This is a genomic window from Limnobacter alexandrii, assembly GCF_005871185.1.
In the GTDB taxonomy this organism is placed as follows: Bacteria; Pseudomonadota; Gammaproteobacteria; order Burkholderiales; family Burkholderiaceae_B; genus Limnobacter; species Limnobacter alexandrii.
On sequence record NZ_SWKN01000006.1, the window covers coordinates 908451 to 921288 of the forward strand.

The window sequence follows — 12838 nt, forward strand, 5'->3', positions numbered from 1 at the left end:
AACGATCGCGTTTCCTCGTGTGCGCGATTTTCGTGGTGTGTCAGGCAAGTCTTTTGATGGCCGTGGCAACTACAACATCGGTATCAAAGAACAGATTATTTTCCCTGAGATTGAGTACGACAAGATCGACGCACTTCGGGGTCTCAACATCAGCGTAACTACGACAGCGCGTACAAACGATGAAGCCAAGGCTTTGTTGACCGCTTTCAAGTTCCCGTTCCGTAACTGAGGTGTGACGTGGCAAAACTAGCTTTGATTAATCGTGAGAAAAAGCGCGCAGCCCTGGTCAAGAAGTATTCGGCCAAGCGTGAAGCTTTGAACAAGATTGTAAAAGATCAGTCGGTCAGCGAAGCAGACCGCTATGAGGCGCGTCTTAAGTTGCAGGCGCTGCCAAGAAACGCGAACCCAACTCGTCAGCGTAATCGCTGCGAATTGACTGGTCGTCCCCGCGGCACATTCCGTTTGTTCGGTCTGGCCCGTAACAAGATCCGTGAAATTGCCATGCGTGGTGAGATTCCTGGAATCACTAAGGCAAGTTGGTAAGGGGTTCAAATTATGAGTATGAGTGATCCAATCGCCGACATGTTGACCCGCATTCGCAATGCTCAGGGTGTTGACAAGGTTTCGGTTGAGATGCCTTCCTCAAAAGTGAAGGTAGCTATTGCGCAGGTTTTGAAAGACGAAGGTTACATTGAGAGTTTCTCAATCGTGGGCGAGTCAGCAAAGCCTGTGTTGAAAATTGAGTTGAAGTATTACGCTGGTCGCCCCGTGATCGAGAAAATCGAGCGCGTTTCCAAGCCAGGTCTGCGGATTTACAAAGGTAAAGACGACATTCCTCAGGTGATGAACGGCTTGGGTGTGGCAATTGTTTCAACTTCCAAAGGCGTGATGACTGATCGCAAGGCCCGTACCACTGGTATTGGCGGCGAAGTTATCTGCTACGTGGCTTAAAGGGGTAATGAAATGTCAAGAGTAGCGAAAGCTCCCATTTCTGTGCCTTCAAGCGTACAGGTTACTGTGAATGGTCAGGTTGTTTCGGTGAAGGGCAGTAGCGCCGAGCTGAAGCTGAATGTCAATTCATTGGTTATGCCCGTGTTCGAGAACGGCGTGTTGTCTGTGAAGCCGGTTGTAGATACAACTGATGCGAACGCGCAGGCAGGAACGGCCCGCGCATTGTTGGCCAACATGGTTAACGGTGTAAGCAAGGGTTTCGAGCGCAAGTTGCAGTTGGTTGGCGTGGGTTACAAGGCCGCAGTTCAGGGTGATTCGATCAACCTGGCCCTGGGCTTTTCTCACCCCGTCATCCACAAGCTGCCAGCTGGCGTGAAGGCTGAGACGCCAACACCCACCGAGATCGTCTTGAAGGGTGCCGACAAACAAGTGATTGGTCAGACTGCTGCTGAAATTCGCGCATATCGTCCACCAGAGCCATACAAGGGCAAGGGTGTGCGTTATTCGGATGAGCGTGTGGTTATCAAAGAGACCAAGAAGAAATAAGGCGCCAAGAGGTAAATCATGGAAACTAAACAAGAAGCACGTGCCCGTCGTGCAAAACAAACCAGACGTCGTATTGCGCTTGCTCGCGCAACCCGCCTGTGTGTGTTCCGTACCAACTCCCACATCTACGCTGCAGTTCACTCGGCGGATGGTGGTCAGGTGTTGGCCGCCGCGTCTACCAATGACAAAGAACTGCGCGCTCAGCTGGACGGTAAGTCTGGCTCCAACAAGGCGGCTGCCGCGTTGGTCGGAGCGGCGATCGCGAAAAAAGCATTGGCTGCAGGCGTAAGCGAAGTTGCTTTTGACCGTTCAGGCTTTGCCTACCATGGTCGCGTTAAAGAACTGGCTGACGCAGCGCGTGAAGCCGGCTTGAAATTCTAAGGAGTGATCATGGCAAGAATGCAAGGTAAAAATGCCGCGCCTGAAGCGCGTGATGACGGCCTTAAGGAAAAAATGATCGCGGTTAACCGCGTGACCAAGGTTGTTAAGGGTGGCCGTATTCTGGGCTTCGCAGCATTGACCGTAGTTGGTGATGGTGATGGAAGCGTGGGTATGGGTAAAGGCAAGTCCCGTGAAGTTCCCGTGGCTGTTCAAAAAGCCATGGAGCAGGCTCGCCGCCAAATGGAAAAAGTATCACTGCGTGATGGTTCCATTCACCACATCGTGTATGGACAGCATGGCGCCTCCAAGGTGTTCCTGGCTCCAGCGCAAGAAGGTACCGGTATTATCGCGGGTGGCCCAATGCGTGCCGTTCTGGAAGTTGTCGGTGTTCGTAATATTGTGGCAAAAAGCCATGGTTCTTCGAATCCTTACAACCTGGTTCGCGCAACCCTGGATGCTTTGGGCAAGTTGCAAACCCCAGCTGAGATTGCCGCCAAGCGTGGCCTGTCAGTTGAAAAGTTATTTGAGGCTTGATCATGAGCGGATCTGTAAAAGTCACGTTGGTTAAGAGCATTATCGGAACCAAAGAAACTCATCGCGCAACTGTGCGTGGTTTGGGTCTGCGTCGTATGAATCACAGCCGAGTGCTGGTTGATACGCCCGAAGTGCGTGGAATGATTAACAAGGTGTCCTACCTGTTGAAAGTTGAGGCTGCATAATGGAACTGAATACACTTGCACCCGCACCAGGCAGTAAGTTTGACCGCAAGCGCGTTGGCCGTGGTATCGGTTCCGGTTGGGGTAAAACTGCTGGCCGTGGTCACAAAGGTCAAAAGTCACGCAGTGGCGGTTTTCACAAAGTCGGTTTTGAAGGCGGTCAAATGCCTATGCACCGTCGTTTGCCCAAGCGTGGTTTCTCTTCGCGTACTGCCGCCTTCAATGCCCAGATCCGTTTGACAGACCTGGACACTTTGGCCGTAGACACCGTGGATATCCTGACATTGAAACAGGCTGGTCTGGTACCTGCTCAAACTTTGTCAGTGAAGGTGATTCTGGCTGGTGAGATCAAGCGTGCTGTAGTACTGAACGGCATTAAGGCAACAAAGGGCGCAGCAGAGGCCATCTCGGCAGCTGGTGGCACCATTAACGCTTAAGAGAGCATCGCGTGGCCTTTAATCCATCTACATTGGCGTCATCCAACAAATTCGCTGATTTGCGCAAGCGCTTGGTGTTTTTGTTGTTGGCTCTGATTGTGTATCGTATTGGCGCACACATTCCGGTACCCGGAATTGATCCTACTCAGCTGAAGCAGTTGTTTGACAGCCAGCAGGGCGGCATTTTGGGCATGTTTAACATGTTCTCTGGTGGGGCGCTTTCGCGTTTCACGGTGTTTGCCTTGGGTATCATGCCGTACATTTCGGCGTCGATTGTCATGCAGTTGGCCAGTGTGGTCGTGCCTCAACTTGAGGCTTTGAAGAAGGAAGGTGAGGCGGGTCGTCGAAAGATTACCCAATACACTCGATATGGCACTTTCTTCCTCGCGACCTTCCAGGCTATCGGCATTTCGGTTGCTTTGGAATCACAGGCAGGGTTGGTTATTGATCCTGGAATGGCATTTCGTTTTACCACGGCCGTTTCATTGGTGACCGGCACCATGTTTTTGATGTGGTTGGGCGAGCAGATTACCGAACGTGGATTGGGTAACGGGATCTCGATTCTGATCTTCGCTGGGATTGCAGCTGGTTTGCCCGGCGCAATTGGTGGCTTGTTCGAGTTGGTCAGGACCGGCGCGATGAACTCTTTGATCGCTTTGATGATTGTTGTTCTCGCTGTTGCGGTGACTTACTTGGTGGTGTTTGTGGAGCGTGGGCAGCGAAAGATCACTGTCAACTATGCCAAACGCCAAGTGGGTAACAAGATTTATCAGGGGCAGACTTCACATTTGCCATTGAAGCTGAACATGGCTGGTGTAATTCCTCCAATCTTTGCTTCAAGCATCATTTTGTTGCCTGCAACACTGACAAGCTGGTTTGGCTCTGGCGATGGCGCGGTGGTTGGTTTCCTGAAGGAAGTGTCTCAGACATTGTCACCAGGTCACCCCCTGTACATGTTGCTGTATGCGGCTGCCATTATTTTCTTTTGCTTTTTCTACACCGCCTTGGTGTTTAACAGCAGGGAAACCGCTGACAACTTGAAGAAAAGTGGTGCATTTTTGCCTGGAATTCGGCCTGGCGAGCAGACGTCACGATACATCGATAAGGTGTTGACTCGTTTGACCTTGATCGGCGCGGCTTACATCACATTGGTGTGTTTGTTGCCTGAGTTTCTGGTTTTGGGATTGAGTGTTCCGTTCTATTTTGGCGGTACATCTCTGTTGATTATTGTAGTTGTTGCGATGGATTTCATGGCTCAGGTTCAGGCCTACGTGATGTCCCAGCAATACGACAGCCTGTTGAAGAAATCAAGCTTCAAGGGTTCTGGATTAACGAGGTAGTGATTGTCTAAAGACGACGTTATCCAAATGCAGGGAGAGGTAGTAGAAAACCTCCCTAACGCCACTTTTCGAGTGAAATTGGAAAATGGTCACGTGGTGCTTGGTCACATATCAGGCAAGATGCGCATGAACTATATTCGCATTCTTCCTGGTGACAAGGTGACGGTTGAGTTGACGCCGTACGACTTGTCCAGAGCACGAATTGTTTTTCGAGCCAAATGAATTGGTTCTTTTTGGAGTTTCGCCATGAAAGTTCAGGCATCTGTAAAAAAGATTTGTAGAAAATGCAAAGTGATCAAGCGCAAAGGCGTTGTTCGCGTGATTTGTTCTGAGCCGCGCCACAAGCAGCGTCAAGGTTAATAAAAGGGGATTTAAATGGCTCGTATTGCCGGCATTAACATTCCAAGCCACCAGCATACCGTTATCGGTCTGACTGCTATTTTCGGCATTGGTCGTTCCACCGCCAAGAAAATTTGTGCAGTGACCTCAATTCCTGAGTCCAAAAAGGTGAAAGACCTCGACGACGCGGATTTGGAAAAGCTGCGTGACGAAGTGGGCAAGTACCTGACTGAAGGTGATCTTCGCCGTGAAGTAACCATGAACATCAAGCGTTTGATGGATTTGGGTTGCTATCGTGGTTTCCGTCACCGTAAAGGTCTGCCTGTACGTGGTCAGCGTACCCGCACAAACTCTCGCACTCGCAAGGGTCCGAAGCGTGCTGGTATCGCACTGAAGAAATAATCAGGTAATCATAGGAAGGTTAGCCAAATGGCCAAAGGAACAGCGAATAACCGCGCACGCAAAAAAGTCAAAAAGAATATTTCTGACGGTATTGCGCACGTACACGCCTCATTCAACAACACCATCATCACGATCACAGATCGTCAGGGCAATGCCTTGGCCTGGTCTACATCGGGTGCTCAGGGCTTCAAGGGTTCACGCAAGTCGACTCCCTTTGCCGCTCAGGTGGCTGCTGAAGTTGCTGGCAAGGCTGCGCAGGAATGCGGTATCAAGACAGTTGAAGTGCTTATCAAAGGACCCGGCCCCGGCCGTGAGTCTAGCGTGCGCGCTTTGAATGCATTGGGTATCAAAGTGACCAGTATTTCTGACATCACTCCGATCCCGCACAACGGATGTCGTCCTCCCAAGCGTCGTCGCATCTAATTTTTTTAAGACCATTGTTCGTCAGATCGTTTGGCGGACTGAAGCGAGTCAAATCGCGTAATGAAAGAGGTTTCAAGTGGCTAGATATACAGGTCCAAAGTGTAAGTTGTCACGTCGTGAAGGCACAGACTTAAGTCTGAAAAGCGCACGTCGTAGTCTCGATTCCAAGTGCAAACTTGATTCCAAGCCAGGTCAGCATGGTCGCACCTCTGGTGCCCGTACCTCTGACTATGGTCAACAATTGCGTGAGAAGCAAAAAGTGAAGCGCATGTACGGCGTGCTGGAAAAGCAGTTCCGTCGTTACTTTGCTGAAGCCTCACGTCGCAAAGGCAACACTGGTGAAACATTGCTGCAGTTGTTGGAGTCCCGTTTGGACAACGTGGTGTATCGCATGGGTTTCGGTTCTACTCGCGCCGAAGCTCGTCAGCTGGTGAGCCACAAGGCAATTTTGGTGAATGGCAAAGCCGTGAACATTCCTTCCTATTCAGTGAAGTTGAATGACGTCATTTCCATTCGCGAAAAGTCGAAGACACAGGCACGTATCGTTGAGTCTGTAACTTTGGCCGAACAGATGGGTTTCCCGCTGTGGGTGAATGTGGATGCGAAGAAAATGGAAGGCTCCTTCAAGAGCATTCCCGAGCGCGGCGACCTCTCTCAAGAGATCAACGAAAGCTTGATCGTTGAATTGTACTCACGTTAATTTGATTAACTGATCCCAGGGATCCCCAGCCTTATCGGTGTAACGAGCCGAGGGTATTGAAAAGGATTTTGAATGTTTAATGCTAGCTTGCTGAAGCCACGTATTGTTGAGGTCGAGACAGTCGCCCCCAACAGTGCAAAAGTTGTGATGGAGCCGTTTGAGCGTGGTTATGGCCACACTCTGGGCAATGCCCTGCGCCGCGTATTGTTGTCTTCCATGATTGGTTACGCACCCACTGAGGTGTCGATTGCTGGTGTGGTTCACGAATACTCGACTCTGGATGGTGTGCAGGAAGACGTCGTTGACCTGTTGCTGAACTTGAAAGGGATTGTATTCAAGTTAGAGTCACGCGATGTGGTGACTGTGACCTTGAAGCGCGAAGTAGAAGGTGTTGTGACGGCGGGCGATATTGAGCTTCCCCATGATGTGGAGATCATTAACCCGGATCACGTGATTGCCCATTTGTCGCAAGGCGGCAAGCTGGATATGCAAATCAAAGTGGAGAAGGGTCGTGGTTATGTGCCTGGTTCAGTTCGTCGTTTTCCTGACGAGCCAAGCAAGGCAATTGGACGCATCGTGTTGGATGCTTCATTCAGCCCGGTAAAACGTGTTTCATACGCCGTGGAAAGCGCCCGTGTGGAACAGCGTACCGACTTGGACCGTTTGGTGATGTCTATCGAAACCAATGGTGTTTTGTCACCTGAAGAATCGATTCGTCTGGCAGCCCGCATTCTGGTTGAGCAGTTGTCTGTGTTTGCTGCGCTTGAAAATACTGCTGAGCCGGAAGTTTCTCAGCGTGCTCCACAGGTTGATCCGATTCTGTTGCGTCCAGTCGATGATCTGGAATTGACAGTGCGTTCAGCAAACTGCCTGAAGGCAGAGAACATTTATTACATTGGCGATTTGATTCAGCGCACGGAAAACGAGTTGTTGAAGACTCCTAACCTGGGTCGCAAGTCATTGAACGAAATCAAGGAGGTGTTGGCCGCACGCGGTTTGACACTCGGTATGAAATTGGAAAACTGGCCACCCGCCGGTCTCGATAAGCCCTGAGCTTAGCGTTTGTTAGATTGAAGGATATTTAAAATGCGTCACCGTCATGGATTGCGTAAACTAAATCGCACCAGCAGCCACCGCCTTGCAATGTTTAGAAACATGACCAACGCCTTGTTGCGTCACGAAGTGATCAAAACAACACTGCCAAAGGCCAAGGAACTGCGCAAGATTGCAGAACCCATCATCACCATGGGCAAGTCGCCTACACTGGCCAACAAGCGCCTGGCATTTGCCCGCTTGCGTGACCGTGAAATGGTTGTGAAGTTGTTTGACGAGATTGGTCCTCGTTATGCAGCTCGCCCAGGTGGTTACATGCGTGTTCTGAAGTTCGGATTCCGCAAGGGCGACAATGCACCAATGGCTTTGGTTGAATTGGTGGATCGTCCCGAAACTGCTGAGATCGTAGAAATCGCTGAAGAGCAAGCTTAACTAGTTGGCTTGACCTGTTGCGGCGACTTGTTTGCCACTTCAAGTTTTGTCAAATGTGTGTGGCCTGGAATTCGCTGTAAGGAAGCCGTGTTAGCTTATGCTGGCGCGGCTTTTTTATTTGTTGAGGGTTTCAGTACGTGACTGGTTTTACTGTGTTGAATTTAATCGGTGTGCGCAAAGCCTATGGTGGGCGAGAGGTGCTGGCTGGCCTGGATTTCTCGCTGAATGCCGGTGAATGTGTTGCGTTGCTTGGGCCTAATGGTGCCGGGAAGTCAACCACGATTGCTTTGGCTTTGGGCTTGGCCCAAGCGGATGCTGGCGTGGTTGAGCTGCTAGGAAAAACGTTGCCGAGCGCTGGCCACTTGGCCCGGCAGGATGTAGGTGTTGTGCCTCAATATGACGCACTGGACCCCGACTTCACTGTGTTCGAGAACCTGATGGTGTTTGGCCGTTACTTCGGCCTGCATGGGGCGGTCTTGCGTGAGCGGGCGGAGGTTTTGTTGAGTTTCGCGCAGTTGCTTGGGCGCAGGAATGACTCGGTAGGGACTTTGTCTGGTGGTATGCGAAGGCGTTTGATGTTGGCCCGTGCCCTGATCAATAAGCCGAAGGTTTTATTTCTTGATGAGCCAACCACCGGGCTCGATCCCCAGGCAAAGCATGTGATTTGGGATCGCTTGGTGGATTTGAAGCGTCAGGGCATGGCGATGTTCCTAACAACACATTACATGGATGAGGCGCAGCGCCTGGCCGATCGGGTGGCGGTGTTGGACCATGGCAATATTGTCGCTTGTGACAAGCCATTGAACCTGATTCGCGATGTTGTGGGGCATGCAGTACTTGAGTTGTGGGGCAGCGGTGCCGCCCGTTGTGTGTCGCAACTTGTCAGTTCGCAGGTGGAGCCACTTGAGCAGCGTGGTGAAACCTTTTATTTCAGGAACGAAAAGGCCGATGAGATGCTGGAGGCGCTTAAACGTTCACCCCAACCAGATGTGGATTACATTTATCGACCGGGAAATCTGGAAGACGTGTTTTTCAGTTTGACCGGTAGGGCGTTGCGCGATGATTAATTTTCATGCGGTGTTTCAAGTTTGGCGTCGGAACTTTTTGGTGTGGCGAAAGCTAGCGCTTCCATCCTTGCTTGGTAATGTGGTGGATCCGGTGATGGCTTTGATGGCTTTTGGTCTGGGTTTGGGATCCATGTTGCCCAATGTGGGCGGTATGCCCTACCTGAACTATCTGGCTGTTGGGGCTGTGTGCATTAGTGCGATGAATGCGCCGACTTTTGAAGCCTTGTATTCAGCATTTTCCCGCATGCACACCCAGAAAACCTGGCAAGTCATCATGAATACACCTGTGCGCTTGCGTGAGGTCGTATTGGGTGAGTGTAGTTGGGCGGCCAGTAAAGGGTTGATTAGCACAGGGGCCATGTTGTTGATTGTGGCGCTTTTGGGTATTGGTGATCTTCAGTTCTGGCTTTTGTCCTGGCTGGTTCTGATCCTTGCTTGTTTGATGTTTGCTGGATTTGGACTGTGTATCAATGCCAGGGCGCCCAGCTATGACTTTTTCATGTTTTATTTCACCTTGGTTGTGACACCGATGACATTTTTGTCAGGTGCATTTTTCCCAAGGGAGCAGTTGCCTGAATGGTTAAGGGTGGTGGCTGACTTCATGCCACTTTCTGTGGTGGTGGATGCATTGAGGGGTATTTATGCCCGCGATTTCAGCATGTTGCCGGCACTTTTGGCTCAGATGGCTGTCTACGCTCTGGTGGGAATTGCATTGGCTGTCTTCCTGACTGAACGCCGATTTAAACGGAAAGGTGCATGAGAAACAATGGGGAGCGTTGCTGGGTGGCTTATTCCACAGTGGAATCTAAAGAGCATGCCACCGAGTTGGCGCGTAATTTGGTGGAACAGCAGTTGGTGGCTTGCGTGAATATTGTAGGCCCGGTGGAGTCGGTTTATCGCTGGCAAGGAAAGGTCGAGCAGACCGCGGAATGGATGTTGATGATGAAGTGCTCCGAATCGCAATGTGAGGAATTGAAGATGGCGTTGCCGCGTTTGCATGGCTATGAGGTGCCAGAGTTGATCATGTTGCCGATCGCCGATGGACATACAGCCTATCTCGACTGGATTGCCGCCAGTGGAAAGGGAGTTGGGCATGAGTGATCGAGCCGCGCGCTGGGTGTTGTCGTCGTTTTTTCTCTTGATCAGTTTGTGGGTTGGGTTGAGCCAGGCCCGTGCCAATGACTTCTTGCCGCCCGAGGAGGCTTTTCAATTCACCTTGACCGTGCAAGACCCGGCTTGTGTTGAGAATTGCCTTATTGATGTGCGAGCCAAGGTGGCACCTGAATACTATTTGTATCGGGAGCGTTTTGCGCTTGAAAACCCGATGAATCTGCCGGTTTTTGAATTTGTCGAGTTGCCGCGTGGCGATCGAAAGTTTGATGAGTTTTTGAATCAGGAAATTGAAGCGCTTCGGGGTGAAATGGCGTTTCAGATTCGTTATGGCTTGGGTGAGAACCCAGTGGACATGGCCAAGGCTGTGATGATTTCCCAAGGCTGTGCCGATGCAGGCTTGTGCTACCCGCCCATGACAACGCCAGTGGCATTCAAGGAAAGTGGTTTGTTGGGTGGGGTGCTGGGTGGTGGTGTGGGCGCCTTCTTTGGGCAGAAGTCTGATTCGTCACCCCTTGGCAACAGTCAATCGAGAGCCGGCTTGCCGGCTGATGAGGCGGGCGATTTGGCCAGCAGACTGGCGGCCCAGTCATGGCTGGTAGTTTTGCCGGTGTTTTTTGGTTTGGGTTTGCTGTTGGCTTTCACACCTTGTACTTTGCCGATGTTGCCGATTGTCAGTAGTTTGGTGGTTGGGCAGCAGGCTGGTGGTAACGGAGCCGGCAAGGCAAGGCCCATGGCATTGGCCCTCGTGTATGTGTTGGGTATGGCCTTGACCTATGCTTTGTTGGGTGTGCTGGCTGGCCTGACCGGGCAAAGCTTGGTGATGGCCATGCAACAGCCGCCAGTGCTTTGGGCATTTGGCGGGGTTTTGGCGTTGTTGGGGGTTGCACTCTTGATGGGTTATTCACTCCAATTGCCGGTCGGTTTTCAGGGTTGGTTGCAGGAAAAAACAGGTCGCCTGAAAGGCGGGCAGTTCATTCCGGTATTGGTGATGGGGGTGTTGTCGGCATTGTTGCTGGGGCCGTGTGTAGCGCCACCGTTGGCAGGTGCCTTGCTGTATATCGGCCAAACCGGCGATGCCGTATTGGGCGGTGCAGCCTTGTTTTTGTTGGCCTTGGGCATGGGTTTGCCTTTGGTGTTGTTTGCAGCAGGTGCGGGTGCTGCCTTGCCGAAGGCCGGTGCGTGGATGAGCTGGGTGTCGGCAGCATTCGGTTTTGTGCTGTTGGCAGTGGCCGTGTGGACGATCACGCCGGTGACACCGGTGTGGGTGGTGATGGCCATGTGGGCTTTGCTGGCTTGCATGACTGCCGCAGCACTGTTTCACGGCGCAAGCAGCATGGCAACCATGGGCACAAGGGCCAAGGTGATCAGCAAGACATTCGGCTTGTTGTTCACGCTTGTGGCTTTGATTTACCTGATGGGTTTGTTTTCCGGTTCAGGAAGCTTGCTTCAGCCACTGGCCAGCTTGGGCGGACAATCGGGGGCTTCTCTTGAATCTGACTCGCTTGTTTCAACCGGCAAACCGGTGTTTGAGAAGGTAAGCAGCGAGGAGGCTGTGAGTTTGATTCAAGCCAGCCCACAGCCTGTGATGCTTGATTTTTACGCAGACTGGTGTGTGAGTTGCAAAGAGTTCGAGCTGTTTACCTTGACTGACGGTACGGTCAAAGAGAAGCTGAAAGGCATTCGTTTGGTGCAGGTAGATGTGACGGACAACACCGCGGGTGACCAGGCTTTGTTAAAGCAGTTCAGCCTGTTTGGGCCACCTGCAATTCTGTTTTTTCCGGCTGGCCAAACTGAATCCATTCACCAGGTGATTGGCTTTCAGAATGCAAAGCGGTTTGAGCAGACTTTGAGCCAGATTCGCCCCAACCTGGGTTTGTGAGCTTGCGGGCAGTTCAGGATTTGCCGAGATGATTTCTGCCTTTGATCCAGAAGATCAATGCGACTGAAATAACGCTGGATAGCCCCATAAGTCCAATGCTGATCCAGAATCCGTTTGGATTTTTCAGAAAGGGTATTTCGTCGAAGTTCATGCCAAAGATGCCGCTGATTAAAGTGAGCGGCATGAAAATTGCCGTGAGCATGGTCAGCACGGTAACAATTTCATTGGTTTTGTGCGCTGTGGCCGAGAAGTGAAGCTGTACCGCAGTTTCTGTGTTCGCGCCCAGGCGGCGGGTGAGGCTGACGACTCGCTCCAGGTGTTCAAGTGTGTCACGCGCATTAACCTGCAGAGATGCTGCCATGCGACCTTCACGCTCTTGGTCGTCTTGCCAGTCGGTGAGTGCATCCCGCTGGTCTTGAGCAACGGACTCCAGTCGATTCATTTCATTGCGGGCGGCGAGAAGGGCATTCCAGTCCTGAAAGCGCTTGCGGGGATTCAATAAATCCCTTTGCCAGCGATCCAGTTGCTCGGAAATTTCGATCCGGGTTTCCATGAATCGATCCACAAGGTTGCTGACCAATTGGATCATCAATTCATCTGTTCCGGCTGGGGCGCGCTTGAACTTCAGAAAGATCTCGATTTCATCAAGGGACTTTTCGGGCGCGCTGTCCACGAACTTGCGAGCCATGGCGAATGTTCGGCTGTCTTTGGGGCGATACGTCACCAAGAGTTTTGGGGTGATTACGAAAAATACCGGGCGGGTTTTGATGCTGAGCCGGTTGTTTTCGTCAAACAGGGGTTTGCTGGACAATGACCGGATAATGAGGATGTTGTAGCCATCGCCGATGTCGAAGTGACTGGGGTGAAAGGTGTTGCCCAGGTCTTCCAGATGCAGTTCGTCAAGCTTGAAGCCGAGGAGTTGCTCCACACCCGGGATCCATACCAGGTCTTCATCCAGTTGGGTGTCAAGCCAGAGAAAGCCATCATCGGGCAGACTGCTGGGCGCATTGCTTAACTTCCTGATTTGGTCTTGAGTCAGATGCGTCCAGATTCCCATGT

20 protein-coding genes and 1 pseudogene are annotated in these 12838 nt (G+C 51.6%); 20 read left to right on the forward strand and 1 reads right to left on the reverse strand.

Translation table 11 applies throughout. The features are described from left to right. From FCS97_RS16660 to dsbD, 20 genes and pseudogenes are all read left to right on the forward strand, one after another. Positions 1 to 229: pseudogene (locus FCS97_RS16660) on the forward strand (50S ribosomal protein L5); the annotation flags it as partial. 8 nt (positions 230 to 237) lie between these two features. After that, complete coding sequence (gene rpsN, locus FCS97_RS04550) at positions 238 to 543, forward strand: 30S ribosomal protein S14 (protein WP_105028071.1); 306 nt, start codon at positions 238 to 240, stop codon at positions 541 to 543. 12 nt (positions 544 to 555) lie between these two features. Continuing rightward, the gene (gene rpsH / locus FCS97_RS04555; protein ID WP_138516976.1) at positions 556 to 951 is read left to right on the forward strand and encodes a 30S ribosomal protein S8; all 396 of its coding nucleotides are present in this window, start codon (positions 556 to 558) and stop codon (positions 949 to 951) included. 12 nt (positions 952 to 963) lie between these two features. Further along, a complete protein-coding gene (gene rplF / locus FCS97_RS04560) occupies positions 964 to 1497 on the forward strand; it encodes a 50S ribosomal protein L6 (RefSeq protein ID WP_138516977.1) in 534 nt (177 codons plus the stop codon). 18 nt (positions 1498 to 1515) lie between these two features. Beyond that, positions 1516 to 1878 carry a 50S ribosomal protein L18 gene (gene rplR, locus FCS97_RS04565; RefSeq protein ID WP_138516979.1) on the forward strand — a complete coding sequence of 121 codons (363 nt, stop codon included), beginning with the start codon at positions 1516 to 1518 and terminating at the stop codon, positions 1876 to 1878. A gap of 9 nt (positions 1879 to 1887) precedes the next feature. Beyond that, a complete protein-coding gene (gene rpsE / locus FCS97_RS04570) occupies positions 1888 to 2412 on the forward strand; it encodes a 30S ribosomal protein S5 (RefSeq protein WP_008249411.1) in 525 nt (174 codons plus the stop codon). A 2-nt stretch (positions 2413 to 2414) separates the two neighbouring features. Beyond that, positions 2415 to 2597 carry a 50S ribosomal protein L30 gene (rpmD, locus tag FCS97_RS04575; RefSeq protein WP_008249412.1) on the forward strand — a complete coding sequence of 61 codons (183 nt, stop codon included), beginning with the start codon at positions 2415 to 2417 and terminating at the stop codon, positions 2595 to 2597. Continuing rightward, positions 2597 to 3031, forward strand: a complete 435-nt coding sequence (gene rplO, locus FCS97_RS04580) for a 50S ribosomal protein L15 (RefSeq protein WP_138516981.1) — start codon at positions 2597 to 2599, stop codon at positions 3029 to 3031. The genes rpmD and rplO overlap by 1 nt, the downstream gene beginning before the upstream one ends. An 11-nt stretch (positions 3032 to 3042) precedes the next feature. Further along, complete coding sequence (gene secY, locus FCS97_RS04585; protein WP_138516983.1) at positions 3043 to 4371, forward strand: preprotein translocase subunit SecY; 1329 nt, start codon at positions 3043 to 3045, stop codon at positions 4369 to 4371. Between the two features lie 3 nt (positions 4372 to 4374). Then, positions 4375 to 4593, forward strand: coding sequence for a translation initiation factor IF-1 (gene infA, locus FCS97_RS04590; RefSeq protein ID WP_008249415.1), 219 nt, complete (start codon positions 4375 to 4377; stop codon positions 4591 to 4593). A 24-nt stretch (positions 4594 to 4617) separates the two neighbouring features. Beyond that, the gene (rpmJ, locus tag FCS97_RS04595; RefSeq protein WP_008249416.1) at positions 4618 to 4731 is read left to right on the forward strand and encodes a 50S ribosomal protein L36; all 114 of its coding nucleotides are present in this window, start codon (positions 4618 to 4620) and stop codon (positions 4729 to 4731) included. Between the two features lie 15 nt (positions 4732 to 4746). Beyond that, entirely contained in the window at positions 4747 to 5112 is a 366-nt protein-coding gene (rpsM, locus tag FCS97_RS04600) for a 30S ribosomal protein S13 (RefSeq protein ID WP_008249417.1), read from the forward strand. 27 nt (positions 5113 to 5139) lie between these two features. Beyond that, positions 5140 to 5535 carry a 30S ribosomal protein S11 gene (gene rpsK, locus FCS97_RS04605; RefSeq protein ID WP_008249418.1) on the forward strand — a complete coding sequence of 132 codons (396 nt, stop codon included), beginning with the start codon at positions 5140 to 5142 and terminating at the stop codon, positions 5533 to 5535. A gap of 76 nt (positions 5536 to 5611) precedes the next feature. Beyond that, positions 5612 to 6235, forward strand: coding sequence for a 30S ribosomal protein S4 (rpsD, locus tag FCS97_RS04610; RefSeq protein ID WP_138516985.1), 624 nt, complete (start codon positions 5612 to 5614; stop codon positions 6233 to 6235). 72 nt (positions 6236 to 6307) lie between these two features. Continuing rightward, on the forward strand, positions 6308 to 7288 hold the full coding sequence (locus tag FCS97_RS04615; protein ID WP_008249422.1) for a DNA-directed RNA polymerase subunit alpha: 981 nt from the start codon (positions 6308 to 6310) through the stop codon (positions 7286 to 7288). 33 nt (positions 7289 to 7321) lie between these two features. Then, on the forward strand, positions 7322 to 7720 hold the full coding sequence (rplQ, locus tag FCS97_RS04620; protein WP_138516987.1) for a 50S ribosomal protein L17: 399 nt from the start codon (positions 7322 to 7324) through the stop codon (positions 7718 to 7720). A 137-nt stretch (positions 7721 to 7857) separates the two neighbouring features. Next, positions 7858 to 8787, forward strand: coding sequence for an ATP-binding cassette domain-containing protein (locus FCS97_RS04625; protein ID WP_171035168.1), 930 nt, complete (start codon positions 7858 to 7860; stop codon positions 8785 to 8787). Beyond that, on the forward strand, positions 8780 to 9547 hold the full coding sequence (locus FCS97_RS04630) for an ABC transporter permease (RefSeq protein ID WP_138516989.1): 768 nt from the start codon (positions 8780 to 8782) through the stop codon (positions 9545 to 9547). Before FCS97_RS04625 ends, FCS97_RS04630 begins: the two co-directional genes overlap by 8 nt. Further along, on the forward strand, positions 9544 to 9888 hold the full coding sequence (cutA, locus tag FCS97_RS04635) for a divalent-cation tolerance protein CutA (RefSeq protein ID WP_138516991.1): 345 nt from the start codon (positions 9544 to 9546) through the stop codon (positions 9886 to 9888). Before FCS97_RS04630 ends, cutA begins: the two co-directional genes overlap by 4 nt. Further along, positions 9881 to 11779 (forward strand): protein-disulfide reductase DsbD, encoded by a 1899-nt coding sequence (gene dsbD, locus FCS97_RS04640; protein WP_171035169.1) that lies wholly within the window; start codon positions 9881 to 9883, stop codon positions 11777 to 11779. Before cutA ends, dsbD begins: the two co-directional genes overlap by 8 nt. Before the next feature lie 13 nt (positions 11780 to 11792). Here the strand turns inward: dsbD and FCS97_RS04645 are convergent, their stop codons facing one another. After that, positions 11793 to 12836: a magnesium transporter CorA family protein gene (locus FCS97_RS04645; protein WP_171035170.1), complete on the reverse strand. Its 1044-nt coding sequence runs from the start codon at positions 12834 to 12836 to the stop codon at positions 11793 to 11795. Positions 12837 to 12838 lie beyond the last annotated feature (2 nt).

Excerpts from the sequence above, each read along its gene's own strand:
- rplO (WP_138516981.1), top strand. The coding sequence starts at position 2,597 with ATGGAACTGAATACACTTGCACCCGCACCAGGCAGTAAGTTTGACCGC.
- rpsH (WP_138516976.1), top strand. The coding sequence starts at position 556 with ATGAGTATGAGTGATCCAATCGCCGACATGTTGACCCGCATTCGCAAT.
- rpmD (WP_008249412.1), top strand. The coding sequence starts at position 2,415 with ATGAGCGGATCTGTAAAAGTCACGTTGGTTAAGAGCATTATCGGAACC.
- rplQ (WP_138516987.1), top strand. The coding sequence starts at position 7,322 with ATGCGTCACCGTCATGGATTGCGTAAACTAAATCGCACCAGCAGCCAC.
- rpsK (WP_008249418.1), top strand. The coding sequence starts at position 5,140 with ATGGCCAAAGGAACAGCGAATAACCGCGCACGCAAAAAAGTCAAAAAG.
- rplR (WP_138516979.1), top strand. The coding sequence starts at position 1,516 with ATGGAAACTAAACAAGAAGCACGTGCCCGTCGTGCAAAACAAACCAGA.
- rpmJ (WP_008249416.1), top strand. The coding sequence starts at position 4,618 with ATGAAAGTTCAGGCATCTGTAAAAAAGATTTGTAGAAAATGCAAAGTG.
- FCS97_RS04645 (WP_171035170.1), bottom strand. The coding sequence starts at position 12,836 with ATGGGAATCTGGACGCATCTGACTCAAGACCAAATCAGGAAGTTAAGC.
- FCS97_RS04630 (WP_138516989.1), top strand. The coding sequence starts at position 8,780 with ATGATTAATTTTCATGCGGTGTTTCAAGTTTGGCGTCGGAACTTTTTG.
- cutA (WP_138516991.1), top strand. The coding sequence starts at position 9,544 with ATGAGAAACAATGGGGAGCGTTGCTGGGTGGCTTATTCCACAGTGGAA.
- rpsM (WP_008249417.1), top strand. The coding sequence starts at position 4,747 with ATGGCTCGTATTGCCGGCATTAACATTCCAAGCCACCAGCATACCGTT.
- rplF (WP_138516977.1), top strand. The coding sequence starts at position 964 with ATGTCAAGAGTAGCGAAAGCTCCCATTTCTGTGCCTTCAAGCGTACAG.
- rpsE (WP_008249411.1), top strand. The coding sequence starts at position 1,888 with ATGGCAAGAATGCAAGGTAAAAATGCCGCGCCTGAAGCGCGTGATGAC.
- FCS97_RS04615 (WP_008249422.1), top strand. The coding sequence starts at position 6,308 with ATGTTTAATGCTAGCTTGCTGAAGCCACGTATTGTTGAGGTCGAGACA.
- dsbD (WP_171035169.1), top strand. The coding sequence starts at position 9,881 with ATGAGTGATCGAGCCGCGCGCTGGGTGTTGTCGTCGTTTTTTCTCTTG.